This is a genomic window from Rhizobiaceae bacterium (assembly GCA_023953845.1).
Lineage (GTDB): Bacteria > Pseudomonadota > Alphaproteobacteria > Rhizobiales > Rhizobiaceae > Arvimicrobium.
This window is the reverse complement of the sequence record JAMLJC010000001.1, coordinates 2,776,404-2,801,322: the sequence shown is the minus strand read 5'-3', so window position 1 is coordinate 2,801,322 and position 24,919 is coordinate 2,776,404. Positions and strand designations below refer to the sequence as shown.

Sequence of the window (24,919 nt, the reverse complement as noted above, 5' to 3'; positions counted from 1 at the left end):
CCTTAGCGGAAGCCCTTCGCCGGTTCTGTCAACCGGCGAAGGGCAGCCTTTGCGGGATCGCTGTTTTCAGCACCTCGACGATAATGTTCGCGTCTCGCTTTGCGATCTGACCATGTGACGTTGACGATATTGGCCATCCGCTTAGCGCCCTCAAGGTGGTCATTCAAGCCAGTGATGCTGTTTCCCAAAGCGGACGCTTGAACGCTATTTGCGCCACTCAACGAGCCTTGCATTGTATGAAGTCTTGGGAGACTAACGCCCACCCAGCTCGCCCAATGACGGTTCCGCAGACGCACCGGGCAACTCGATCAGGATGCTTGCGCCGGTTCGGCGGCCCGCGCATGAGCTAAGCCGCCAGTTATTGGCTTCGACGGTCTCCTTGACGACCGAGAGTCCGAGTCCGCTCCCGTCAGCGGCGACGCGGTCGCGTTCGAGGCGCTGGTTGCGTATCAGCGCCTGTTCGAACGCCGCGCCGTTCAGGCCCGGACCGGTATCGTGGACCTCGACGCGATGTCCCGACCCGTGTCTGCGCAACGCGACCACGATCCGTCCCTCGGTTGTATACTTGATCGCGTTGGAGACGAGATTGGCGACGACGCGCATCAGGGGATAGGCCGCAACCCCCGCGTCCGGCGCGGCCAGCACTAGCCTCAGGTCGAGACCCTTGTCCGCCGCTTCGGGCGCGAACATGTCGGCGATGCCGCGCAAGACGCCGTGAAGGCCGGGTTCCCCGGTCTCGTTGCCGCCTTTGCCCGCTTCCGCGCTGCCGGTGCGATGCGAGACGCCGGCCGATACGGATGCCGCCTGCCCGATGGTCCCCGCGCCAGGCGCCGGCTGATCGGCCAGTCGCTCGGCGACCAGCCTCTCCATGTAGCCCAGCGCCGACTCGATCTGCCCCGCATCTGCCGTCTTGCCGGCGTCGGCGCTGAACATCTGCCGAAGCGAGAGCCTGAGCGCATGCATCGGCTGACGCAGATCGTGGACGGTGTCCTTGACGCTTTCCTCGCGCTGGCGCGCATTCGCGGTCACCTGCTGGTAGCTTTCCTCGAGCGAGGCAAGCCTTTGGCTCAGCGCAAGATTGCGTTGCGCATGCGCGAGCGTTTCCTCCATCGCCGACTGGCGCAGATGGTTGTAACGGTCGAAAATGGCGAGCCCCATCATCATCGCGTCGAAGAGCAGTGCGAGCCGGATCGCGTCATAGGTGGTGATGATCGTCGGCTCGAAACCGAAGCCGTAGCGGCCGGTGAAGAGAATTGCCGGTATGAGGCCTGCGAGCCAGGCGAAAACGTAGAAACGGACCTCGCGAAACCGCGTCCTTACGGCGAGCAGCCCCGCGGTCAGACAGCACAATGCGCTGACCGAGATCATGATGACCAGAAGGCGCTTCAGCAGTTGCGGGTCGGTCGACCAGAGGACCACGTCGATTGCAAGCACCGAGGCGATCATCGCCTGGAGCACGCGATGCATGATCGGATGATAACGCGCGGTTTGCAGGAAGGTGATCGCGAACAGGCCTGCGAACACCATGACGCCTGATCCCGCCACAACCGAAGCCATGGAGTTGAAGCGCGGGAAGTTCGGCCAGATGTACTGGAACGCGGCGCCATCGGCATGTGCGACATACATCAGGACAGACAGGATGTAGGCGGCATATGCCGCGAAGACCGGCTGTCGGAGCACGGCAAGCGCCACGGTCGCCAGCGCGATCATCACCAGCATCATGCCGTAGAAAGCATAGCTCTTCGCCTCGCTGACGCGCGTTTGGGTCACGAGGCTCTCCGGCGTCTCCACCGACATGGAAAGTCGCGAGGCTCCCTGTGAGTAATAGGCGACGATCAGCGTCGCGGTCTCGCCCGGCGCCAGACTGAACGGCGCGACCATCTGCGGGCTGTCGATCGGCCGGGCGCTGAACGGTGTGTCTTCGGTAAGGTCGAGCAGCGTGGTGACGGGGTCGTCCGCGCCAATCCGGTAGATGGCGATCTGCTGCGTGAAATTGGAGTGGATGAAGAAGCGCCACGCATCCACGTCGGCCGTCCGGTTCACCATGTCGAGCCGCAGCCAGATCTTCGCTCCCGTGTACCCGAAGTCGGGCACCGGGCCGGGGATCGGCGCCATCGCGACCGGTGAAGCGCCGGTGAAATCCTCCACCTTCAGTTGCCAATCGGGATCAGTCGTGTATTCAAAATGATTGCCGAGAAGCTCGATGCTCGCGGGGCCGGTCAGGATCAGGGGGCCTCCGCCGGCGGCATGCACTGGCGCCAGGGGGAGCGTCATGACCAGGATGAGGATCAACACGGCACAGCGGAGCAATGCTTCGCGCATGCGCGTATCGAGAGCCCTTCGGTGACGAAGAGGGTCCTGATCGCAGACGACCATGCGTTCGTCTCCTGGGGGCTCGCCAAGGCGCTTTCGGCATTGGAAGACGTCGAAGTGATTAAATCAGTCGCAAACGGCATCGAAGCGATCGTCGAGATCCGAAAGGCCAAGCCGGACTGCGCGATCCTCGATTACAATATGCCAGGTGCGAACGGTCTGGAAGTCTTCCTGGAGTCCAAGCGCTGGTCGCCCGATACCCGCTTCGTGCTCCTGACCGGCTCGGCGACGACGCAGACCATCAACGCGCTGGTCGACGCCGGCATTCACGGCGTCGCTCTCAAGGACGGTACGGAATCCGAGATCGTCGAGATCGTGCGTCAGGTCTGCGCCGGAAAGACCGCGATCGGCGCCAGCGCGCGCCTTCTGATGAAATTGCCCGTCGAAACTGTCGCGGTCACGGACCGCGAACTTGCCGTCCTGCAGGCAATCGCGCGCGGCCATACCAACGCCAGCGCCGCGGAAAGCCTCGGCATCAGCCCCAAGACGGTCGATAGCCACCGCACCAGCCTGATGCGCAAGTTCGACGTCAGCACGTCGGCCAGCCTTCTTCTCGCTGCGGTCAAGGCGGGGCTTCTGGACCCCGCAAGCATCCGCTGAGCTGCATCCTGTTTCTCAACTCTCCGCACATGACGCAGCGGCAATTCAGGTGATCGCCTGATGGGACGAACGGTCGCTTTCCGCTCAACTCACGCATGTCGACGGCCTTGGACGGCCGGTCGTGCCTGGGAGGGGAGCATGGATTATACGGCTCTGATGGCCTATTTCGCAGCGTTGACGGCGCTGACCGCGGCCCCTGGTCCGATTGTCGCCGTCCTCGTGGCGCGTTCTCTCGGCAGCGACGCAAGGGGCGCGACCGCTTTCGCAACGGGCCTGTGCCTCGGCGACGTGCTTGCGGTCTGCGCGATCGCGATGGGCGTCGGAGGCTTGGCCGAAAGTAGGCCTGAATGGTTTGCCGCGGCGAAATACGCAGGCATCGCCTACCTGCTCTGGCTGGCCATCCGGATCTGGAGCGACAATTCCATGATGAGCGCGAAACAGACGCGAAACGGAGGATGGCTCGCCTCGACCGGCGCTGGTGTCGCGCTTTGCCTGGGGAATCCTTCGACGGTTCTGATTTATATGCTCCTGCTGCCGAGCGTTGCGCCGGCTGGCATTCGCAGCGCACAGCAGCTCTCCGTCGTGCTTCTGGTCACGTTCGCCGCGGTTGGCGTCGTCTTCTTCGGAGCGATCCTGCTGGCCCGGCAGTTCAACAGGATCATCGCGTCCCCCAGATCATCCGGCATGCTCAGCCGGGCAACGGCCGCCGTCATCGCGGTGACGGCGGTGTGGATGCTGGCGGCCTGATCGATACTTCAGACCATCATTCAACGCTGCAGTCCGCGCGAAACGCGATCTGTGCCTCCGAAAACTTCGACCTCTTCACGGAATCCTCCTTCTCCCGATGTCGGGCGAATCCATGCCCCTTTGGGTTCACCAAACAGAATGCCAGCTTTTAGCTTGGGGGAACGCTTGCCTCTATGGTCGACTACTAGCTGAGAACTGACAATCGGAAGCGTCCGTTTCTTTAAGCGATATACGGCGCGCTGGCGTATCTGTTCGGCGGTCTGTCGCTCGTCGCCCGGCTGCTGGATGTATCCACAACGACCAGGTGCACGCCAAAAGACCGCCAGGATTTTCACCTGAAAGGTCACGGCCAAATGTGATGCTTATCCGCTCCATTGCTCAAACAGCAGTCATCACGCCGGGCAGTTCCAATGATATGCATGGCGCTGGGATGACATTTCAGCGCGAGCGCTGAATCGCATCCATGAACTGCTTCAATGCGGTTGTCTGAGGCCGCTCGAAGATCTGTTCGGCGTCGCCGCTTTCGGCAATGAGGCCGCCGCTGACGAAATGCACGCTGTCTGCCAGAGCGCGGGCAAAGGCCATTTCGTGGGATACTACCACGAGCGTGAGGCCTGACCCGGCCAATTCGCGCATGGCTTCGAGGACGTCGCCGACAAGCTGGGGGTCAAGCGCCGATGTCGGCTCGTCAAAAAGTATAGCATCCGGTTGCAGGGCAAGGGCCCTCACGATCGCCACGCGCTGCTTCTGTCCACCGGAGAGCTGCGCCGGATATTTGCTCTCGTGCTCAGCCAATCCGAACTGAGCGAGCAGGCGCCTTGCATTCGCCGTCGCCTCCGCCTTGTCGCGGCCCTGCACGATCACCGGCCCTTCGATGACGTTGCCCAGCACCGTCATGTGATTGAACAGGTTGAAGTGCTGGAAAACCATAGGCATCCTGGCCCGGGCTTTCCGCAACTCGGAGTCAGAAGCACGCCGGAAATTCTCCCTGCTGCCTTCACACAACTTCTGATTGCCGAAGACAATGGTGCCTGAATCAGGCGTTTCCAGAAAGTTCATGCATCGCAGCAGTGTGGATTTTCCGCCGCCGCTGGGGCCGATGACGAAGGCGACCTCGCCCTTCCGCACACGGAGATCGACGCCGCGCAGGACAGGAACGCCCTTGAACGATTTTTCAAGGTTACTGATCTCTATCAGGGTCTCGTCGCGCGCTGTCGTCACTGGCGCACCCGTCCATCAGCCACGCGTGCCACCAGCGATGGCGTTCGCAGATAGGCCGGCGTCAACCACCACTCGACAAGGCCAACGAGGCGCGAGGCCACGAAACTCATCACGAAATATATTGCTGCGACAAGGAGATATATTTCCATGCTCCTGAAAGTCGAGGCGATGATCATGCTGCCTTCCCGAAGCAATTCGTTGACGGCGATGAAGGACACCAAGGAACAGTCCTTCAGAAGCGCAATGAAGTATCCGCCCATGGTGGGAAGCGCGACCCGAAACGCCTGTGGCAGGATGATGCGTCTCTGGATGGCAGCACCGGACATGCCGATCGAGAGCCCCGCCTCGCGCTGGCCGGGATCGATTGACAGAATACTCGCCCGAAATACTTCGGACATGTAGGCTCCGAGATTCAGGCTGAGCCCAAGAACACCTGCCCAGAACGCCGGCAGGGAAATTCCGATACTCGGCAGGCTGAAATAGATGACGAGAAGCTGCACGATGAGTGGGATATCACGAAAAATCTCGACATAAGCGTTCAGCAAGATACGCAGCAGCCGCGACCGACCCATTCTTCCCAGTGCCACCAACAGACCGAGGACGGTCGCGATCGCCATGCTCACTATCGAAAGCTGGATCGTGACCAACGCACCGTCGAGCAGGCGCGGCAAATACCTTGGCACCAGGACAAAGAATAGCTCGTACATACGTATCACCGTGGCCAGAACGGGTCCGGCCGGAAGCCGGCCGAACCGATTGGCGTGCCCTTACTTGAGAAGCTGCGCCTGGGTGTTGTCCCACAGGCCGTAGCGCTCCAGAATTTCCTTGCGCAGCCCCTGCTGGTCGAGCTTTTCAAAAGCCTGATCGATGGCAGCCTGAAGATCGGTGCATTCCGGACGCATCGCCACGCCGACAGCGCCTAGCTTGTAGTCGGCCTTGCTTTCAGCATCCTCCCATTCCTTGCCGGGAACGTAAAACAGAGGTTCGCCGACAACACGCAGATCGGAGTTCTCGGACATCTGACCCAACAGCGTGGCCTGATCCAGAATCACCGCCTGCACCTGTCCGTTGCGCAGCGCCTGGAACGGTTCGCCAAAATTGTTGAAGTCGAGCACTTCGCCGACTTCACCCTTCTCGGACAGCGAGTGAGCCACGATCGAATCCATCGATCCCATCACCGAACCGACAATCTGACCCTTGAGATCGGCCGGCTCCTTGTAGGCGGAGTCCTTGAGCACGATGATGCGGTCGTTGTACATGAAGTAGGGGTCGGAGAAGATGACTCCGCCTTCCTGCATACGCTGCTGTGTCTTCGACATCGCCGACATCACGACATCCCAGCGTTCGGCCTTGAGTCCGGGAATGAGAGTGGACCATTCGGTCACCACATACTCATACTTCGGCACGCCGATATCGCTGGCAACGAAGTCGAGAATTTCCTTTTCCAGGCCGGTATAGGCGCCCTTGTCGTCCTGCCAGATCCAGGGCTTAAGCCCCATGATGCCGACGCCGACCTTGAGCACGCCGGCGGATTTGATGGCGGGCAGACATTCTGCTTGCGCCATTGCCGTCGACCCCAGCAGGCAAAGAGCCAGGCTCCAGGCGGAAAGCTTCAGTCCGTTCATTTTACGTTCCCCATTCGGTTTGAGATTCGGCATATCAATCGATTACGATCAATTCGAACGGCTGCTCGGAAAGCATGCTGGCCTTCTCTTCCTCGAAGAGAAAGGAATCGATCGTGAAATACTGCCCCTGATGCGAGGGCATGAAGAACTGGTTCTCGTAGTTGATCGCCGTGCCGGGTTCGAGGACCTTGTCGGCATTCGTTTCCGACAGCGGATCGACAACGAAATTTCCGACCCAGTCCGGAGGGAAGGCGATTCCCATTTCGTAGCCGCCGACCCACCCGCGGCGCTCCCATAGGCCTTCCTGGCGGAAATAGTTCATCACCGTCGCGTTGAACTCGCTCACCGGCAGATTCGGTCGCAAAATGGATTTTATGATTTGCATCGAGCGGGCCGCGCGATCGGTCAGATCACGCACGTCGGCGCTTGGCTCGCCAATCGAGAACGTCCGCGCCATGTTGATGTGATAGCGCTTGAATACGCCTGAGAGGTCCACGAGGACCATTTCGCCATGCTGCATCTTGCGGCGCGTGGCGAGGCCATGCAGCGCGTTGGTCTTGGTACCGGACAGGACGGGCATGGTGATGCCAGGATTCTCGCCGCCGGCGCGCGCCATCGCGCACACCATTTCGCCGTAAACTTCGAGTTCGGTGACGCCGGAGCCTATTGTCGCCCTTGCCGCAGCCATGCCGATATTGGCGATGCGTGCCGCTTCCCTGAGGCATTCGATCTCGGCCGGCGACTTCACCCAACGCAGTTCACGCAGAAGCTGGGTTCCGTCGACGACTTTGGCGCCAGCCGATACGAACGCATCCTCCAGTCGATGGCTGATCACACGATTGGGGCGGTAGCTCCAGAATTCCATACCCACCGTGCCATCCAGCCAGCCTTCCCGCCTGAGTTCCGTGGCGATGAAATCCGCGCTGCCGCGCAGCGCTTCGCGCGGGAAATAGCGCGTATCGGTAGACTTGGTGAATATCCGTCCGAGCACCGCCTCGCGCTCGCTATCGAACAGAATGTAGTGGTCGTGATCGACATGAACGGCGATGGCGGAACTGGCCGGCCATTGCTGGGGCGACTGGGCCTGATACCACTCGTTCTGATATCCGGAGAGGTAATACATGCTTTCCGGCGCCATCAGATAGAGCATGTCGATCTTGGCTTCAGCCATTTTACGGCGAAGCCGATTCAGCCTGCCCGCGAACTCCTCAACGCTGAATGGCGCCTCGTTTTCCGGCTTGCTGTTGAAATAGACGTCGTCCCGATAGTCCATCATCAATTCTCCTAGTCATCGAGACTCGTTGCACGGAGCCGAGATAATTGCAACACCATTTAAATTTATGGCATAATTTTTAGTGATCTGGATCAGTACAAGGGCGGGGTGATCACCCAAAGGACCTGCGTCTCGGACTCGGTCGGGTTGGCGAACCGGTGTGGCAAGGTGCTTTTGAAACGAAAGCTGTCGCCTTCATTGAGAAGATGCATGCGGCCTTCGATCCACAACTCCAGCGAGCCGGAAAGCACTAGGCCCGCATCCTCACCCTTGTGAACATAATGCTCGGGACCAGATGTTCCGCCGGGCTCGACGATCACCAGCAGCATTTCGGTGGCGCCATCCAGATCGGGTGTCAGCAACTGCTTGGAAACGCCATTTCGCGGCAAAGTGAGTTGCCGGCGGGCCATTTTCCGCACGATTTTGCCCATTTCCTCCAATGGCGGCTGCAAACCGTCGTGAAAGAACTCGGCGGGAGCGACACCAAGCGCATCGCTGATCTGGCGAAGCGAGCGGATAGAAGGCGAAGCGACTCCGCGTTCGATCTGACTGATCATCCCAACGGACAGATTGGCCTTCTGGGCAAGTTCGCTCATCGAAAGCTTGGCGGCTTTCCGCAACGTGCGCAACTGGAGGCCCAGCCAGAGATCGGCAGCGGATACCTCTTTCGCCGCCCCCTCCTCTCTGGCTTGCGTTGGTTTGGGGGTCATGTCGCCGTCCATTAAATTGACTCCGCTATCTTTTAGTCTTATTGCAATCACGTTTTCAAAATGCAACGAGTCTTTTGCAATTGAGGTCGTTCGATGGTGGGCTCCGTGACCTTGCAGCGTCATCAGTCCCTTTGGTCAGCGACATCCGAAGAACCTCCGCTCGACGCGTCGGCAGCGAAAGGAGCGCTGCACACCCACATTGCGATCGTGGGAGCAGGTTATACAGGCCTCAGCGCCGCCCTGCACTTGGCAGAGAGAGGATTTGACGTGACTGTCGTCGAGGCCGGAGATGTCGGCAGTGGGGCATCCGGTGCCAATGGCGGACAGGTTATTCCGGGGCTGAAGCAGGACCCTCGGGATCTGGAGAGGATTTTTGGCGCAGCCTCCTCCTCCCTGATCGAGCTTTTCGGCGATGCGGCCCAGTCGGTATTCGCTCTCATAGATCGCCATTCCATTCGATGTGCGCCGTCAAGAAAGGGTTGGATTCTCGCCGCCCACTCGCCGGGCGCGTTGTCCATGATAGGCGCACGTTGGCGCGACTGGCATTCGCGCGGCGCCGACGTCGAACTCCTTTCCATCGACGACATAAAGATGTTGACGGGGAGCAATGCCTATGCCGGCGGTCTCATCGATCGCAGAGCCGGCTCGATTCAGCCTCTTGCCTATGCGCGCGGCCTGGCACGTGCCGCACAGGCAAATGGAGTCGTCCTGTTCGAAAATTCCAGAGCGCATTCCCTTCTCCGGGAAGGCGGAGCGTGGCGGCTAGGAGGCAGCGATTTCGACATACGCGCGGAGCGCGTAGTGATCGCGACCGACGCCTATTCGGGGTCGCTGCTTCCAGCGCTGGAACGGTCGCTGTTGACGGTCAGCAGCTTGCAAATCGCGACGGAACCCCTTCCTGCCGAAATCGATGCCGCGATCCTTCCGGCCGGAGCCTGTCTGTCCGAAACCAGAAAGGTCGCGGTCTATATGCGCAAGGGGCCTCGGGGCGAGCTTCTGATCGGCGGTCGTGGGCCGGTCGGCAATCGAAGGCCGGACTCGCTGTATCGAGTCATCCACAGTCAACTGGTGAAAATTTTCCCGGCTGTCCGCAACCTGCAAGTCAAATACCGCTGGCAAGGGAAAGTCGGGCTCACCTCTGATGAACTCCCCCACCTCCACGAACCCGAGCCGGGGCTTCACATAGGTCTGGGCTATAATGGTCGTGGCGTCGCAGCGGCAACCGTGATGGGAAAGGTTATCGCGGATCGGATCGCTGGTGGTGCGTTGGCGGATGCGATTCCTGTGACAAAGCTCTCAGGCATACCGTGGCGTTCCGTGCGGCAGCCGATGCTGGCGGCAGCGATAAGCTACTACCGGCTTCGTGATCGGCTCGGTCTGGGCGCGTGAACGAGGAAACCATGAGTCCAGAGCATCAAGATCGGATTCTCTCGCTCTCCGCAGGCGAACTGGCACGGCTGACCGGCTCCGGAGAACTCAGCGCCCGCGAGGCTGTCGAAGCGAGCCTTCATCGCATCTCAGAGATCAATCCTCGCTATAATGCCTTCACCGCGATCTACCGTGAAGATGCTCTTGCGCAGGCTGCGGCCGCAGACGCGGCAATTCACAGGGGGGACAAAGCCGGGTTGCTGCACGGCGTTCCAATCGCCATCAAGGACATGACGCCTGTAAAAGGCAAAATGACAACGTTGGGCTCGCGTGTTTTCGAGCATCAGATCGCGACGGACGATGCGTGGATCGTATCCGCGTTGCGGCGGGCGGGAGCGATCATCGTCGGCAAGACGACAACGCCCGAATTCGCTTTCTCCAGCTTTACCCAGAGCCCGTTATTCGGAATCACGCGCAATCCGCACGACGAAAGCCGTACATCCGGCGGCAGTTCGGGGGGCTCCGCCGTCGCTGTCGCAACCGGAGCGGTTTTCCTGGCGGAGGGAACCGACATGGGTGGGTCCGTACGCATCCCCGCAGCTCTTTGCGGCGTCGTCGGACTCAAGCCCAGTCTCGGCAGAATTCCATTCGATATATTGCCGAGCAGTTTCGACAACATTTCCCATTTCGGCCCGCTGGCGCGCAGTTGTGCCGACGCCGCGCTGTTCGTCGGAGCCACCCAGGGTCCGGACGATTGCGATATCCAGTCGCTGCCGATACCCTTCGGCTATGACGGCTCGCTTGAAATAGACGCGCGAGGGCTTCGGCTCGCCCTTTCGCTGGATTTCGGATTTTACGCGATAGATCCGGAAGTCGAATGCAACACTCGACGCGCCGTCGATCGACTGCGGCAGGCAGGTGCGATCGTCGACGAGATCGAATTGGGGTGGTCAACGCAAATTCTCGAAGTCTGGATGAACTATTGGCGCGTCTTCATGGCGGCCTATTTCAAGGAAGCCTATGATGAAAGGGCCTCCCTGCTCGATCCGGCGGTACGCAAGCTGATCGAACAGGGGCGCGGGATTTCCGCAGTGCACTACAAGCAACTGGAAATCGCGCGCACCAAATTCTGGAACGGTTTTCGCCCCATTCTGCAGAATTACGACGCGCTGCTTTGCCCGACGACTGCCATCCCCGCCCCGGCGGCAACCATGACAGATCGTGATTTCGGGACGATCGACTCCAATGGCCGGTATCATGGCTTGGACATGACGGCGCCTTTCAATCTCATTGGACAATGTCCGGCTTTGTCGATCCCGAGCGGCACCACGCGCTCCGGCCTTCCAACCGGACTGCAGATCGTGGGACGCCGATATTGCGATCTACAGGTTCTGAAGATCGGCTCTGCGATAGAGGACCTGATCTCCGTATCGAATTGCTGATCTCTATTCCTGGTCGTCCAGCCGCCCTGCCCCTCTGCCCGCCGGACACCGGGCAACTTTTTCACAGACGGCCAACCCGGTTCCAGGTTACCTGCATAAGTTCGTTTGGTCTATCTCTGAAGGTCTGAAGAACGAATACCGTCTCTTTCGAAATGTGTTAGTATTGGTATGCGGACGAGGGCTTGGGAGGCGAAAATGGCTTCACAGCATCGGAAGGATCGCGCACTTCAAATAGTCGAGACGTTTGCATCCAAAAAGACACCCGGCTGGTTCACGGCCTTCTCACGGGATGAAGTAGCGTTGGCGATCCGACATCGGGTCAGTGATCCTAGCGGCGTGAACCAGCGCACGGCGGGGGTTTGTGGTCCTGCGGCGTTCATGTACGTGTTGCTCGGCGATCACCCAGACAAATACGCAAAGCTTGTCACGGAACTCTATGATACCGGCGCGACATACAGCAGTGAATGGCCTCAGCTCGCGGTAGGGGTCTGGATCAGACCGGGCGTCCATCTGAAGAACTACCGGCCACCCGACCCGTTTCAGCCGGCCGACTGGATCGCCATGGCTTCGTTGAGGGATTCGTCAAATTCCTTCCTGGACTACGGAACGCCTACGGACAACGTATTTGCCGGCGGCACATATTCGCCGGACATCGCCCATTGGCTGAGGCGGATCGGCGGCTATCAACAGGTAGTGGACCGAACGGCCTTTTACGGCGGAAAAGAAGACCTTCTCCACGGGGCGCACGCCTACTACATGCAAAAGCATCGCGTGTTCTTAAGCATTCACTCAGCCATCCTCAACGACCAAAACAGTTCATGGTCCGTCTGGCCGAACCACTGGGTTGTGCTTGAATCACCAATTCGGATAGCGAGAGAGACCGTCGAACTAAAAGTGTTCACCTGGGCGCATGTGATAAAACTGGGAGACCGGTCAAAGAAAATGGCTCTTAGCAAACAGAATTTCCTTGACCACTTCTACGGCTTTGTTGCCGCGAAATACTGACACTCTCCGTCCAATATGCAGTGCTAGGCTGGTCGGACGTACGACCCACGGGAAGTCCGCGGGCAAATCCCGTCTCGCTTACACGCGCTATCCCGCCGAGAATTGAGCGGCAAAGATCGGAAACGGGCCACAGGCGTCCAATGGCTTGAGAGGCGCCTTCGACAACCGTCTTGATCCGTTGTCCCAGCAGTCCCGCCTGCCCTCTTTTGCAATTGCCCGGTTGACGGTCGCCATGCTAACCACGTCGCCGACGCGGGTATGATGTAATGGTAGCCTGTCAGCTTCCCAAGCTGAACGCGCGGGTTCGATTCCCGCTACCCGCTCCACCTTGCCGCACGCGGGTTTGCGCTCATTTTCAGAGCTTCGTGGGATAGGCGATTTTACAGCACTTTTACAGTGGCTGTTCCGCCAGCGTTCCTTCCCGCACTCGGCCGTCCCCGCGCGGATGTGCAGGAGGAAGCGTCGGCTCAGCCGAGAACCGAAACGACCGCCTTGGCGAGGTCGTCCAGCCGGTCTTCGGGCAAGCCGGCGACGTTGATGCGGCTGTCATCGACCATGTAGACGGCGTGTTCGTCGCGCAGGCGTCGTACCTGCTCGACCGTCAGGCCGAGCCGCGAGAACATGCCGCGATGGTGCGCGACGAAGTCGAAACGGTCGGAGTTCGACTGCCGGCGGAGCGCTTCCGCAAAACCTTCGCGCAGGCGGATCATGCGATCGCGGATGGCGTCGAGCTCCGCTTCCCAGTCGGCGCGCAGCGCCTCGTCGGAAAGGATGATGCGCACGGCGGCCGCGCCGTGGTCCGGCGGCATCGAATACATGGAACGCGCCACGGAGAGTATCTGGCTCAGCGCGACATCCGCCTCGGCCGGCGTAGACCCTAGCAGCATCGCCGCGCCAACGCGGTCGCGGTAGACCGAGAAGTTCTTCGAGCAACTGGAAGCAGCCGCCAGTTCCGGCACCTTGCCGGCCAGCAGGCGCAAGCCGGCGGCGTCGGCATCCAGCCCGTCGCCAAAACCCTGATAGGCGATGTCGACGAAGGGAAAGAGGCCGTGCTCGACGAGCAGGTCAGCCAATTCGTTCCATTGCCCTTCATGGAGGTTCGCGCCGGTCGGGTTATGGCAGCAGCCATGCAGCAGCACGGCGTCACCGCGCCTGGCGCCACGCAGCGCCGCCAGCATGGCGTCGAACCGCAATCCGCCCGTGGCGGCATCGAAATAGGGATAGGTCGCGGTCTTCAGACCGGCCGCGGCGATGATCGGCACATGGTTCGGCCAGGTGGGATCGGATATCCACACCGTGGCGTCGGGCCGGGAGCGGTGCAGCAGTTCCGCGATCAGGCGCAGCGCGCCGGAACCGCCCGGCGTCTGCGCTGCGCGAAGACGGGACGTGTCGGCGTCACCGCCGAAAGTCAGGCGTATCATTGCGGCGTTGAAGGCCGGATCGCCGGCAAGGCCGAGATAGGCCTTGGACGTCTGCTCGCCATAGAGGCGCTGTTCGGCGGCGCGCACCGCGTGCATGACCGGCGTGCGGCCTTCGGGGTCCTTGTAGACGCCGACGCCGAGATCGACCTTGTTCGGGCGCGGATCGTCGCGGAACATGCCGATGAGGGCGAGGATCTTGTCGGGCGCGGCCGGCTGCAATGTCTCGAACATCAGTGCACCTCGTGAGAACGCGCGGCTTGATACGGCGAAAGCCGCCAGGACGCCAGTGCCAAATCCAGCCGGAAAGAATGTCAGGACGCGCGAAAATGCTTCGAGAGCTTCAGGCCCTGCGCCTGGTAGTTCGAGCCGAGGTCGCTGCCGTAAAGCGCCTTCGGGCGCGCCAGCATATGCTCGTAGACCAGACGGCCGACGATCTGCCCGTGTTCGAGAATGAAAGGCACTTCGTGGCTGCGCACCTCAAGCACCGCGCGGCTGCCGGTGCCGCCGGCGGCGGAGTGGCCAAAACCGGGATCGAAGAAGCCGGCATAGTGGACGCGGAATTCGCCCACCAGCGGATCGAAGGGCGTCATCTCCGCGGCGTAGAGCGGCGGCACGTGCACGGCTTCGCGCGAGACGAGAATGTAGAACTCGTCGGGGTCGAGGATCAGCTCGCCGCGATTTCGACCGTAAAGCGGCTCCCAGAAATCGAGCAAGTCGTTGGCGGCGCGCTTGTCGACGTCGACGACCGATGTGTGATGCTTGCCGCGATAGCCGATCAGATCGTCCGCGCCTCCGCGCAGGTCGATGGACAGCGCGATGCCGCCGCCATTGATGTTGGGCGGATCGACGGCCACCAGCGTCTCGGTGCGATGCAGATCCGCAAGCTCGCCCTCCGACAACAGCGCATGCCCGGTGCGGAAGCGTATCTGCGAGAGGCGCGAACCGGTGCGCGCCACGATCGGGAAGGTCCGCGGGCTGACCTCCATGTAGAGAGGGCCGTGATAGCCCGCGGCGATCTTGTCGAACTCACCTCCCCGGTCGGTCATGACGCGGGTGAATATGTCGAGGCGCCCCGTGGAGCTTTTCGGATTGGCGGAAGCGGAAACATCTGCCGGCAGAGCCAGCGTCTCCAGCAACGGGACGATGTAGACGCAACCCGTCTCCAGCACCGCACCGTGCGTCAGGTCGATCTCGTGCAATTTCAGCCGGTCGAGCTTGTCGGCGACGAGGCTGTCCGGGCCTGGAAGGAAGCTGGCGCGGACGCGATAGGCTTTCTCTCCGAGGCGCAGGTCGAGGCTGGCGGGCTGGATCTGGTCCGCATCCAGCGACCGCGCGGACGCCAGCGCGCCCTTCGAGAAGAGCGCCGCAATATGTTCGTCCGGAAGAATGCCTGTCTGCCGCAACGCGAACTCCAGTCCCGGCCGGGACGTCCAATGCGGAGGGACGTTTAATGATGACGGGAATTGACGCAAGCCCGGCCGAGGTCTAAGGGAAGCTTATCCCGTGGTGATTTGGCCGGTCGGCTTGCAGCCACGTTAAACAAGTCGCTAAAGGACCGTGGGCCGCAAGGCCGTATGGACCGGTTGCGACTTTCGCGGCCGGTTTTTTTGTTTTGGATATGGCGATGGGCACTGACGACAGGAACTGGAAGCCGCAGACCGCGATGGTTCATGGCGGCACGCTACGCTCGGGCTTCGGCGAGACTTCCGAAGCGATCTATCTCACCCAGGGCTATGTCTACGACACGGCGGAAGCGGCTGAAGCGCGCTTCAAGGGCGAGGAGCCGGGCTTCATCTATTCGCGCTACGCCAATCCGACCGTCGACATGTTCGAGAAGCGCATGTGCGCGCTGGAAGGGGCCGAAGACGCGCGCGCCATGGCGTCGGGCATGGCGGCGGTCAGCGCGGCGCTGCTCTGCAGCGTCAAGGCCGGCGACCATGTGGTGGCGGCGCGCGCCCTGTTCGGGTCCTGCCGCTGGGTGGTCGAGACGCTGATGCCGAAATACGGCATTGAATCCACGCTGGTGGACGGCACCGACATCGCCAACTGGGAAAGGGCGGTGCGGCCGAACACGAAACTGTTCTTCCTCGAAAGCCCGACCAACCCGACGCTCGAAGTGATCGACATCGCGGCCGTCACGAAGATCGCAAACGCCATCGGCGCGCGCGTGGTGGTGGACAATGTGTTCGCGACGCCGCTGCAGCAGAAGCCGCTGGAACTCGGCGCGCATGTCGTCGTCTACTCGGCGACCAAGCACATAGACGGCCAGGGCCGCTGTCTCGGCGGCATCGTGCTGTCGGACAAGAAATGGATCGACGAGAACCTGCACGACTATTTCCGGCACACGGGGCCGAGCCTTTCGCCCTTCAACGCCTGGACGCTGCTGAAGGGGCTGGAGACCCTGCCGATCCGGGTGAAGCAGCAGACGGAAAGCGCGGCGAAGATCGCGGATTTCCTCGCGGGGCAAAAAACCGTCACGCGCCTGATCTATCCCGGACGGCCGGATCATCCGCAGGCCGATCTCGTGAAGAGGCAGATGACCGGAGGCTCGACGCTGATCTGCTTCGACATGAAGGACAAACAGGCGGCGTTCCGGTTGCAGAACGGTCTCGGCATCATCAAGATCTCCAACAATCTCGGCGACGCCAAGAGCCTGATAACCCATCCGGCAACGACAACGCACAAGAATCTGGCGGACGCCGCGCGCGCCGAACTCGGCATCGGGCCCGGCACGCTGCGCCTTTCGGTGGGGCTGGAGGATGCCGACGATCTGATCGCCGACCTCGACGCGGCCCTGAAGTCGTAGCGCCGTCTCGACCGACGGGCGGGGAACCTGCTACTCTTCCACGAAAGGAGCTGGCATGTATCGCGCCGTCACGCGCCAGATCGAGGTCACGGTCGAGCCGTTCTATCTCCCGGACCGCTCCGATCCGGGAGAAGGCCGGTATTTCTGGGGCTATCGCGTGACGATAGACAACCAGTCCGACGATTTCGTGCAGCTGCTGACGCGCTACTGGCGCATCACCGACGGGCACGGACGCATCGAGGAAGTGCGCGGGCCGGGCGTGGTCGGGGAACAGCCGGAACTCGATCCGGGCGACAGTTACCAGTACACGTCCGGCTGTCCGCTCTCGACACCGTCGGGAATCATGATCGGGCGCTACACGATGCGCAACAAGCAGGGCGAGCTTTTCGACGTCGCCATCCCCGCCTTCTCGCTCGATCTGCCGGGCGACTCCCGGACGGTCAACTGAGCGGGCCTATTCGGCCGCCACGAATTCCGCCGGATCGAACTCGTAGGACTTCGAGCAGAACTCGCAGTCGACTTTGATCCGTCCGTCCTCCACGCTGTCGCCGATCTCCTCGGCCGAAAAGCCGTCGAGAATGCCGCGGATCTTGTCGCGCGAGCAACTGCAGCGGTCAGCAATGCGCACGCCTTCGAAAACGCGCACGCCATGCTCGTGGAACAGGCTGTAGAGCAGGCGCTCTGCGCCCGTCGTCGGATCGATCAGCTCGGTCGGCTCGATGGTGCTGATGAGCGCCTGAACCTCCCGCCAGGAATCGTCGACCTGACCGTCGTCATCGCCATTGTCGCCGTCGCCGCCCGGCAGGTCGGGACGCTGAAGGCGCTCCGGCGCATCGGGAAGGAACTGCGCGATGAGGCCGCCGGCGCGCCAGTGCTCGCCGCCGGCTCCCGGCAGGCGCTGCCGCGCGACGGCAAGGCGCACATCCGTCGGGATCTGCTCGGACTGGCGGAAATAGCTGCGCGCGGCGTCCTCGAAGGACGTACCGTCGAGCTGCACGATGCCCTGATAGCGCTGCGTGTGTGCGCCCTGATCGATGGTCAGCGCGAGCACGCCCTTGCCGAGCAGATCGGCGGGCGCATCCTCGCCGGCCTCGACCGCCGCAGCAAGACGCTCGGCATCGAAGCGCGCATAGGCGCGCATCGCATCCGGCGTCGAGAAGTCAGCGACCAGCATGTCGACCGGGCCGTCCGTCCGCGTCTGCAGGATGAACTTGCCTTCGAACTTCAGCGACGTGCCGAGCAGCGCGGTGAGGACGACCGCCTCGGCCAGCAGGCGCGCGACGGGCTCCGGATAGTCGTGCCGGCCGAGGATCTGGTCGAGCAGCGGCCCAACCTGGACGGTACGGCCGCGCATATCCAGCGCCGCGACCTCGAAAGGCACGACGTGATCGTCTCCGGCAAAGCCGAATTCACCGAGCTTTATTCCTGCTTCAGCCAATTTCGCGACTCCAAAACGCGGTCGTCCGGGCGACCGCAAAGAGCGGCGGCCCGGACGACGCTTTATCGTTCATTCCGTGATGCGGCTCAGATAGGGGCCGCCGGTATCGCATTCAAGCGCCGAGGCACCAGGCGAGAACCGCCTTCTGGGCATGCAGCCGGTTCTCGGCCTCGTCGAAGACGACCGAATGCGGGCCGTCGATGACCTCGTCGGTCACCTCCTCGCCGCGATGGGCCGGGAGGCAGTGCATGAACAGCGCGTCCGGCCTGGCGCGCGCCATCAGCGCGGCATTCACCTGATAGGGCAGGAAGACGTTGTGGCCGCGCGCCCGATGCTCCTGACCCATCGACACCCAGCAATCGGTGACGACGCAATCGGCGCCCTCGACGGCTTCCTCGGCGCTCCGCGTGAAATTGACCGCGCCGCCATTGTCGCGCGCCCATTTGACGAAATCCGCGCGTGGCTCGCTGCCTTCCGGCACGGCGACATTGAGGTTGAAGCTGAAACGGGCCGACGCCTCCAGCATCGAATGCAGCACGTTGTTGCCGTCGCCGGACCAGGCGAAGGTTCTGCCCTTCACCGGACCGCGATGCTCCTCGAAGGTCATGATATCGGCCATAAGCTGACAGGGATGGGTGTCGTCCGTCAGGCCGTTGATGACGGGCACGGTCGCGTTCTCGGTCAATTCGAGCAGGCGTTCGTGCGCCGTGGTGCGGATCATGATGGCGTCGACATAGCGCGACAGCACCTTGGCCGTGTCGGCGATGGTCTCGCTGCGCCCGAGCTGCATCTCGGCGCCGGTCAGCATGATCGTCTCGCCGCCGAGCTGACGCATGGCGACATCGAAGGAAACGCGGGTGCGCGTGGACGGCTTGTCGAAGATCATCGCGAGCACCTTGCCCTCGAATGGCTTCGAGCGCTCGCCTGCCTTGAGACGGCTCTTCCGCGCCATCGCGTCGTCGAGCATGGCGCGCAGGTCCACGGCGGAAACGGCCGACAGATCGGTGAAATGTCTGATCGTCATGATTGCTATTCCGCCGCTGCCGCCTGCGCCCGCGAGACGCCCGCAACGCCCGCGCGAATGCGGTCCAGCCCTTCGCGGATTTCCGCATCGGTTATGATCAATGGCGGCAGCAGGCGCACGACGTTGTCGCCCGCGCCGACCGAGAGCAGCCTCTCCTCGCGCAGCGCCGCCGCGACCTTCGTGTTGGGGACGACGCATTTCAGCCCGAGCATCAGGCCCTCGCCGCGAATGCCGGCGATCACATCGGGAAACTCGTCGGCGATCGCGGCAAGACCCTGCTTGAAGAGCAGCGACTTGCGCGCCACGTCTTCCAGGAAGCCGTCGGCCAGCACCACGTCGAGCACCGCGTTGCCGACGGCCATGGCGAGCGGATTGCCGCCGAACGTCGTGCCATGAACACCCGCGGTCATGCCGACCGCTGCCTCGTCGGTGGCGAGGCACGCGCCTATCGGGAAGCCGCCGCCGATACCCTTGGCGATGGCCATGATGTCGGGGGTCACGCCCGACCATTCATGCGCGAACAACTTTCCGGTCCGGCCGATGCCGCATTGCACCTCGTCGAAGATGAGCAGCAGGCCGTGCTTCTGGCACAGCTCGCGCAGCCGCTTCAGCGAAGCGGACGGAAACGAGCGGATGCCGCCCTCCCCCTGGACCGGCTCCAGAAGTATCGCCGCCGTTTCGGGCGTGATCGCCTTCTCCGCCGCATCGATGTCGTCGAACGGAACCTGATCGAAACCGTCGACCTTCGGGCCAAAGCCTTCGAGATACTTGGCCTGCCCGCCGGCAGCGATCGTCGCCAGCGTGCGGCCGTGGAAGGCGCCCTCGAAGGTAATGATGCGGAAGCGCTCGGGATGGCCTTTCACATAATGATAGCGGCGCGCCGTCTTGACGGCGCATTCGAGCGCCTCGGCGCCGGAATTGGTGAAGAACACCTTGTCGGCGAAAGTGGCTTCCACGAGCCTTTCGCCAAGCCGGCCCTGCTCCGGGATCTGGTAGAGGTTCGACACATGCCAGAGCTTGCCGGCCTGCTCGGTGAGCGCGGCGACGAGATGCGGATGGCTGTGGCCCAGCGAGTTCACGGCGATGCCGCCCGCCAGGTCGAGATATCGCTCGCCGTCCGCCGTCACCAGCCAGCAGCCCTCGCCCCGCTCGAAGGCAAGAGGCGCACGCGCGAAAGTCTCGTACAGTGGCGAGCCACTCATTTTCGTCTCCAGAACCCTCCCGCCGAACAAATCGGCCGTTGCGACGTTATCAGCCGGCGAGAACTAAAAAAGCCGCTGGACCGCGGCTTTGGGCGGCATATTGGGGTTTTCGGCCATGAAGTCAACGAAAACGTGCTGTACCAGCCGCCCGCAGAACCGCCCCCGCCATGCCGGCGCTGTCCGGCAAGTTGGGGAAAACTGCAAAAACCGATTCGTGTGGCTTTTGGGACTCTTGTCACGGAGTCACGGGGTAGTTAGATTCTTGCCAACGAAAACAAGATTTCGTGCGGCGGACCAAATCACTGCGTAAATGTGGTGCCACAGCCTTGGCGGAAGCCCGGGCTGGGGATTGGATTCCGATTGCGCACGCTACTGGCGAAGGAGCGTGTCCCATGTGGACTGACGAACGCGTTGAACTCTTGACAAAGCTTTGGGCTGAAGGTCTGAGCGCAAGCCAGATCGCGGCGCAGCTTGGCGGCGTCAGCAGGAACGCCGTCATCGGCAAGGTGCACCGCCTCCACCTGTCGAGTCGCGGCCGTTCCACCAGCAGCGGATCGCGGCCGAAGAAGGCCTCCGGCAACGGAAGCGCCAAGCCCGCAGCGAAGCCGGTGACCAGCGCGCGCATCGTCACCGCAACGATCGGCGCCACCGCGCTCCAGGCGCAATTCGATGCCGCCGAGCCGACGCTGCGGCATCAGCCGCGCCCGTCCACCGATGTGGTCGTGCCTATTTCACGCAAGCTGCAGCTCATCCAGCTCAGCGAAAAGACCTGCAAGTGGCCGAACGGCGACCCGCTGGCGGAAGATTTCAGCTTCTGCGGCAACGACGTTGGCGACAGCGGCCCCTATTGCTCGTTCCATGCCTCGGTGGCGTTCCAGCCCGCGGCCGAGCGGCGTCGCAACCGCTGATCGCCGAAAAGCGGCATCATCGTATAGCGGCAGTGGGCGTCAGCCCTTTGCCTGCGGAACAGGCACAAGCGTCACCCGGTGGCTCTTGTCGCTCTTCGGTCGTTCGGCGGGCATCTGCTCGCCTGTCGCGACATAATAGACCGTCTCGACGATATTGGTCGCGTGGTCGCCGATGCGCTCGATGTTCTTGGCGCAGAAGAGAAGATGCGTGCAGGGCGTGATGTTGCGCGGGTCTTCCATCATGTAGGTCAGCAGTTCGCGGAACAGCGACGTGTACATGGCGTCGATCTCGCCGTCGCGGTCGCGGACGGCCGCGATGCTGTCCACGGATCGCGAAGCGTAGACGTCCAGCACATCCTTCAACTGGGTCAGCGCCAGTTCCGCCAGCCCGCGCAGGCCGCGGAAAAGGCTCACCGGCTGGCGCACCTGAGTCACGGCGACGACGCGCTTGGCGATGCTCTTGCCCAGGTCCCCCACCCGTTCGAGGTCCGACGCGATGCGGATGGCGCCGATGATCTCGCGAAGATCGCCCGCCACCGGCTGGCGCCTGGCGATTATCACGATGGCCTTCTCATCGATCTCCCGCTGCGCGGCGTCGAGCATGGCGTCGTCGCCCATCACCTGCTGCGCCAGTTCCGCATCCGCGTTGACCAGCGCCGCGACGGCGCGATCGACCATACGCTCCGCCTGCCCGCCCATGGCGGCGATACGCCGGGTGAGAAATTTCAGCTCGTCGTCATAAGCCCGGTAGATGTGCGGCGTAGCAGTCACGTTTTTGCTCCTCGGAGCAGTTTGAGGCGACCTCGGGTGAAAGGAGTCGCACCAGCAATACATAAGCCACCGGCATGACAGAAAAAAGAAGCCTTTCCTGCGGGAAAAAGCCTCGGAGGAAGCGCGGCTAACGGGCCGGGAGGTAGACCGAAAACCGGGCGCCGGCGCCCGGTTCGGACTTGATGACCAGCCGCGCATTGTGGTGCGTCAGTATGTGCTTGACGATGGCGAGGCCGAGGCCCGTGCCCTTCTGCGCCCGGCTGGACTGAACGTCGACGCGGTAGAAGCGTTCGGTGACGCGCGGAATATGCTCTTCCGGAATACCGGGGCCGAAATCGCGCACGCTGACGCAAATCTCGGACTGCGCGCCTGTCTCGACGCGCTCGACCGAGACGATGACGCGACCGCCGGACTGCCCGTATTTGCAGGCGTTCTCGACAAGATTCTCGAAGACCTGGAACAGCTCGTCGCGGTCGCCCGGAACGATCGCGTCGGCTACGGCAAATTCCGTCTCGATGTTCACCGACAGGTCGGCGGCAAGCGGTTTCAGCGTGTCGATCACGCCCTGCACGACCTGCAGCACGTCGACCGCCGCCGTCGGCTTGCTGTGGGACTTCATTTCGAGGCGCGACAGCGACAAGAGATCGTCGATCAGCCGCGACATCCGCGCCGTCTGATCCTGCATGATCTTGAGAAAGCGTTCGCGTGCGGCGGGATCGTCCTTCGCCGGACCGCGCAGCGTCTCGACGAAACCGCTGATCGAGGCGAGCGGCGTCCGCATCTCGTGGCTGGCATTGGCGATGAAGTCGGCCCGCATGCGGTCGATACGAAGGGATTCGCTCTGGTCCTTGAACAGAAGGAAGAAGAGATCGGAGTTCACGCCGATGCGGCCGGCCGTCACCCTATAGCTCGCCTCGACAGGCACGCGTTCCGAATAATCCGCCGTGCGCGGCGCGGAATCGGAGGCCACAACGGAAGAGATCAGATCCTGCATCTCCGGAGCGCGGAATTTCAGGAGCAGCGGCATGCCGTCCTGAAGCGTACCGAAGGACCTTTGCGCGGCGGCGTTCGCATAAGCCACGGCGGACGACGCCTCGAAGATGATCACCGGCTCCGGCATGGCCGCGGCAAGGTCGATCGCCGAGATCTGGCGGGCGGTCACTGCATCCATGTTCGCAGCCGGCGACGCCGGCTCCCGAGCCGGCCCCTCGCCCAGCAGCAGCCGACAGGCCAGAACTGCGGCCGTCGCTCCCAGTATCAGCGCCGCCAGCGACGGAACAGCGGCTGCGACGGCGACGCCGGCAGCGGCGAGGGCAAGCACGTAGCGCTCGCGGTAGGCGGCGGTGCCAACCCGGTTGAGGAACCTGCCTCCCGCCCGAGTCTCCCCGGCACTCACCTCGTTCCCAGACACCATCGCGACTTCACTCTGGACCGCACTCCGCGCACCCAATAGCATGAGCTTGTCGTGCGAAAGGTGACAAAATGAAACCCAGGAATGACGGCAAGGCTCCCTCGTCCGCGCTGAAGCTGAAGATCAACGGCAAGGAACGCGTGTTCGACGTGGACGACCCCGTATTGCCGGACTGGGTCAGGAAACGCGCGCTGACGTCGGGCGGCTATCCCTATTCCGAGAAGATGGACAAGGACGAATACGAGGAGACGCTGGAACGGCTGCAGGTCGAACTGGTGAAGGTGCAGGCATGGCAGCAGGCGACCGGTCATCGCGTGCTGGCGATTTTCGAAGGACGGGATGCGGCCGGCAAGGGCGGCACCATCAACGCCCTTCGCCAGAACATGAATCCGCGCACGGCACGCAATGTCGCCCTGACCAAGCCGACCCCTACCGAACAGGGACAGTGGTACTATCAGCGCTACGTGACGCATTTCCCGACCGCTGGCGAGTTCGTCACCTTCGACCGCTCCTGGTACAACCGGGCAGGCGTCGAGCCGGTGATGGGCTTCTGCACGCCCGAGCAGCATCACGATTTCCTCGAAGCGACGCCGACCTTCGAGAAGATGATCGTCGACGAGCGCGTCCACTTCTTCAAATTCTGGCTGAACATCGGCCAGGAAATGCAACTGAAGCGCTTCCACGACCGGCGGCACAGCGCGCTGCGGAACTGGAAATTCTCGCCTATGGACGTGGCCGGCATGAGCAAGTGGGACGCCTATACGGAAATGCGCGACCTGATGTTCAGCCGCACGCACACGGCCTATGCGCCATGGATCGTGATCCGCGCGAACGACAAGCGCCGCGCCCGCATCGCGGCGATGCGCCGTGTGCTGCAAAGCCTTCCCTATGCCGGACGGGACCTCAATGCGATCGGCAAGGCGGACCCGAAGATCATCGGCGACGGGCCAGCTTTCCTGAAGGAATAGCGTCCGGCGATCATTCCGCCGCCTGCCCCAGCGGCAGTCCGGCCGCCGGCTGCCGGTCGGGCGCCGCCGCGCTTGCGCCATGCGGCGTCTTCTCCCACAGATGCGGCTTCCGGTAGAGCTGCACGAGCGAACGCCATGCGGCATAGGACATCAGCATCCAGTAGACCGGTGTCGCGAGAACGATCTTCCACGTTCCGCCGCGGCGCTCGGGCGGCGTCGACTGCCGCCCCAGGAGCCAGAAAGACACATAGCCGGCGACGATGTTGACGGTATCGACCACAAGCAGCGCCGACTGGAAGGTGCTCAGCGGGCTGCCGATCGCAAGGTTGTAGCCGACCCAGCCCAGGGTCCCGATGAAGACGGGATGCACGGCGGCCGAAACCACCATGCCACCAAACAGGATCTGCGCGATCATGAACGAGCGCGGGCCGATCTCGCGGTAAAAGGCGGCGGGACTGCGCATGTGGACCAGCCAGGTCTGGCACCAGCCCTTGAACCAGTGTTTTCAGCTGTTCGCTGTCATTCGCCTATGAAGCCATACCCCTTGATTATTATGGGGATTTCGTCCGCCACTGTTCGCCGCTGATTGCCTAAAGCCGCGAAAAA

23 protein-coding genes, 1 tRNA gene and 1 riboswitch are annotated in these 24,919 nt (G+C 62.3%); of the genes, 10 read left to right on the top strand and 14 right to left on the bottom strand.

Annotated elements, in window-relative coordinates; translation table 11 throughout:
• Nucleotides 1-252 precede the first annotated feature (252 nt).
• Nucleotides 253-2,322, bottom strand: a complete 2,070-nt coding sequence (locus M9955_13685) for a sensor histidine kinase (protein MCO5082693.1) — start codon at nucleotides 2,320-2,322, stop codon at nucleotides 253-255.
• Nucleotides 2,323-2,343: 21 nt separating this feature from the next.
• Here M9955_13685 and M9955_13680 point away from each other — a divergent pair, with 21 nt between their 5' ends.
• Both M9955_13680 and M9955_13675 read left to right on the top strand, forming a co-directional pair.
• Nucleotides 2,344-2,973, top strand: coding sequence for a response regulator transcription factor (locus M9955_13680; protein ID MCO5082692.1), 630 nt, complete (start codon nucleotides 2,344-2,346; stop codon nucleotides 2,971-2,973).
• A gap of 138 nt (nucleotides 2,974-3,111) precedes the next feature.
• On the top strand, nucleotides 3,112-3,720 hold the full coding sequence (locus M9955_13675) for a LysE family translocator (protein MCO5082691.1): 609 nt from the start codon (nucleotides 3,112-3,114) through the stop codon (nucleotides 3,718-3,720).
• Nucleotides 3,721-4,158: 438 nt separating this feature from the next.
• On the opposite strand, the gene M9955_13670 is transcribed toward M9955_13675, so the two are convergent.
• The 5 genes from M9955_13670 to M9955_13650 form a co-directional block, all read right to left on the bottom strand.
• Entirely contained in the window at nucleotides 4,159-4,941 is a 783-nt protein-coding gene (locus M9955_13670) for an amino acid ABC transporter ATP-binding protein (GenBank protein ID MCO5082690.1), read from the bottom strand.
• The gene (locus M9955_13665) at nucleotides 4,938-5,648 is read right to left on the bottom strand and encodes an amino acid ABC transporter permease (GenBank protein MCO5082689.1); all 711 of its coding nucleotides are present in this window, start codon (nucleotides 5,646-5,648) and stop codon (nucleotides 4,938-4,940) included. Before M9955_13665 ends, M9955_13670 begins: the two co-directional genes overlap by 4 nt.
• 60 nt (nucleotides 5,649-5,708) lie before the next feature.
• Nucleotides 5,709-6,566 (bottom strand): ABC transporter substrate-binding protein, encoded by an 858-nt coding sequence (locus M9955_13660; GenBank protein ID MCO5082688.1) that lies wholly within the window; start codon nucleotides 6,564-6,566, stop codon nucleotides 5,709-5,711.
• Nucleotides 6,567-6,600: 34 nt separating this feature from the next.
• Nucleotides 6,601-7,842: a Xaa-Pro peptidase family protein gene (locus tag M9955_13655; protein ID MCO5082687.1), complete on the bottom strand. Its 1,242-nt coding sequence runs from the start codon at nucleotides 7,840-7,842 to the stop codon at nucleotides 6,601-6,603.
• Nucleotides 7,843-7,931: 89 nt separating this feature from the next.
• Complete coding sequence (locus tag M9955_13650; protein MCO5082686.1) at nucleotides 7,932-8,561, bottom strand: cupin domain-containing protein; 630 nt, start codon at nucleotides 8,559-8,561, stop codon at nucleotides 7,932-7,934.
• An 81-nt stretch (nucleotides 8,562-8,642) separates the two neighbouring features.
• On the opposite strand from M9955_13650, the gene M9955_13645 reads away from it, so the two are divergent.
• The 4 genes from M9955_13645 (at nucleotide 8,643) to M9955_13630 (ending at nucleotide 12,690) form a co-directional block, all read left to right on the top strand.
• Nucleotides 8,643-9,938 (top strand): FAD-binding oxidoreductase, encoded by a 1,296-nt coding sequence (locus M9955_13645; GenBank protein MCO5082685.1) that lies wholly within the window; start codon nucleotides 8,643-8,645, stop codon nucleotides 9,936-9,938.
• Nucleotides 9,935-11,359 carry an amidase gene (locus M9955_13640; GenBank protein MCO5082684.1) on the top strand — a complete coding sequence of 475 codons (1,425 nt, stop codon included), beginning with the start codon at nucleotides 9,935-9,937 and terminating at the stop codon, nucleotides 11,357-11,359. The genes M9955_13645 and M9955_13640 overlap by 4 nt, the downstream gene beginning before the upstream one ends.
• Nucleotides 11,360-11,554: 195 nt before the next feature.
• The gene (locus tag M9955_13635; GenBank protein ID MCO5082683.1) at nucleotides 11,555-12,364 is read left to right on the top strand and encodes a hypothetical protein; all 810 of its coding nucleotides are present in this window, start codon (nucleotides 11,555-11,557) and stop codon (nucleotides 12,362-12,364) included.
• Between the two features lie 252 nt (nucleotides 12,365-12,616).
• Nucleotides 12,617-12,690, top strand: a tRNA-Gly gene (locus tag M9955_13630).
• Nucleotides 12,691-12,831: 141 nt separating this feature from the next.
• Here M9955_13630 and M9955_13625 read toward each other — a convergent pair.
• Nucleotides 12,832-14,016, bottom strand: coding sequence for an aspartate/tyrosine/aromatic aminotransferase (locus tag M9955_13625; GenBank protein ID MCO5082682.1), 1,185 nt, complete (start codon nucleotides 14,014-14,016; stop codon nucleotides 12,832-12,834).
• A gap of 80 nt (nucleotides 14,017-14,096) precedes the next feature.
• Nucleotides 14,097-15,188, bottom strand: a complete 1,092-nt coding sequence (locus M9955_13620) for a 2'-deoxycytidine 5'-triphosphate deaminase (protein MCO5082681.1) — start codon at nucleotides 15,186-15,188, stop codon at nucleotides 14,097-14,099.
• A gap of 90 nt (nucleotides 15,189-15,278) precedes the next feature.
• A riboswitch (SAM riboswitch) is annotated at nucleotides 15,279-15,356 on the top strand.
• Between the two features lie 53 nt (nucleotides 15,357-15,409).
• On the opposite strand from M9955_13620, the gene M9955_13615 reads away from it, so the two are divergent.
• Nucleotides 15,410-16,591, top strand: a complete 1,182-nt coding sequence (locus M9955_13615) for an O-succinylhomoserine sulfhydrylase (GenBank protein ID MCO5082680.1) — start codon at nucleotides 15,410-15,412, stop codon at nucleotides 16,589-16,591.
• Between the two features lie 55 nt (nucleotides 16,592-16,646).
• The gene (gene apaG, locus M9955_13610) at nucleotides 16,647-17,039 is read left to right on the top strand and encodes a Co2+/Mg2+ efflux protein ApaG (GenBank protein ID MCO5082679.1); all 393 of its coding nucleotides are present in this window, start codon (nucleotides 16,647-16,649) and stop codon (nucleotides 17,037-17,039) included.
• A gap of 6 nt (nucleotides 17,040-17,045) precedes the next feature.
• Here the strand turns inward: apaG and M9955_13605 are convergent, their stop codons facing one another.
• The 3 genes from M9955_13605 to M9955_13595 form a co-directional block, all read right to left on the bottom strand.
• The gene (locus M9955_13605; protein ID MCO5082678.1) at nucleotides 17,046-18,029 is read right to left on the bottom strand and encodes an Hsp33 family molecular chaperone; all 984 of its coding nucleotides are present in this window, start codon (nucleotides 18,027-18,029) and stop codon (nucleotides 17,046-17,048) included.
• Between the two features lie 112 nt (nucleotides 18,030-18,141).
• Entirely contained in the window at nucleotides 18,142-19,053 is a 912-nt protein-coding gene (gene argF / locus M9955_13600; protein ID MCO5082677.1) for an ornithine carbamoyltransferase, read from the bottom strand.
• Nucleotides 19,054-19,058: 5 nt separating this feature from the next.
• Nucleotides 19,059-20,255, bottom strand: a complete 1,197-nt coding sequence (locus M9955_13595; GenBank protein ID MCO5082676.1) for an aspartate aminotransferase family protein — start codon at nucleotides 20,253-20,255, stop codon at nucleotides 19,059-19,061.
• Between the two features lie 392 nt (nucleotides 20,256-20,647).
• Here M9955_13595 and M9955_13590 point away from each other — a divergent pair, with 392 nt between their 5' ends.
• Nucleotides 20,648-21,163: a GcrA family cell cycle regulator gene (locus tag M9955_13590; GenBank protein MCO5082675.1), complete on the top strand. Its 516-nt coding sequence runs from the start codon at nucleotides 20,648-20,650 to the stop codon at nucleotides 21,161-21,163.
• 39 nt (nucleotides 21,164-21,202) lie between these two features.
• On the opposite strand, the gene phoU is transcribed toward M9955_13590, so the two are convergent.
• Both phoU and M9955_13580 read right to left on the bottom strand, forming a co-directional pair.
• Nucleotides 21,203-21,934: a phosphate signaling complex protein PhoU gene (phoU, locus tag M9955_13585; GenBank protein ID MCO5082674.1), complete on the bottom strand. Its 732-nt coding sequence runs from the start codon at nucleotides 21,932-21,934 to the stop codon at nucleotides 21,203-21,205.
• 127 nt (nucleotides 21,935-22,061) lie between these two features.
• Nucleotides 22,062-23,348, bottom strand: coding sequence for an ATP-binding protein (locus M9955_13580; GenBank protein ID MCO5082673.1), 1,287 nt, complete (start codon nucleotides 23,346-23,348; stop codon nucleotides 22,062-22,064).
• A gap of 68 nt (nucleotides 23,349-23,416) precedes the next feature.
• On the opposite strand from M9955_13580, the gene ppk2 reads away from it, so the two are divergent.
• A complete protein-coding gene (ppk2, locus tag M9955_13575) occupies nucleotides 23,417-24,313 on the top strand; it encodes a polyphosphate kinase 2 (protein ID MCO5082672.1) in 897 nt (298 codons plus the stop codon).
• 10 nt (nucleotides 24,314-24,323) lie between these two features.
• Here ppk2 and M9955_13570 read toward each other — a convergent pair whose 3' ends face one another.
• On the bottom strand, nucleotides 24,324-24,776 hold the full coding sequence (locus M9955_13570; GenBank protein ID MCO5082671.1) for a hypothetical protein: 453 nt from the start codon (nucleotides 24,774-24,776) through the stop codon (nucleotides 24,324-24,326).
• Nucleotides 24,777-24,919 lie beyond the last annotated feature (143 nt).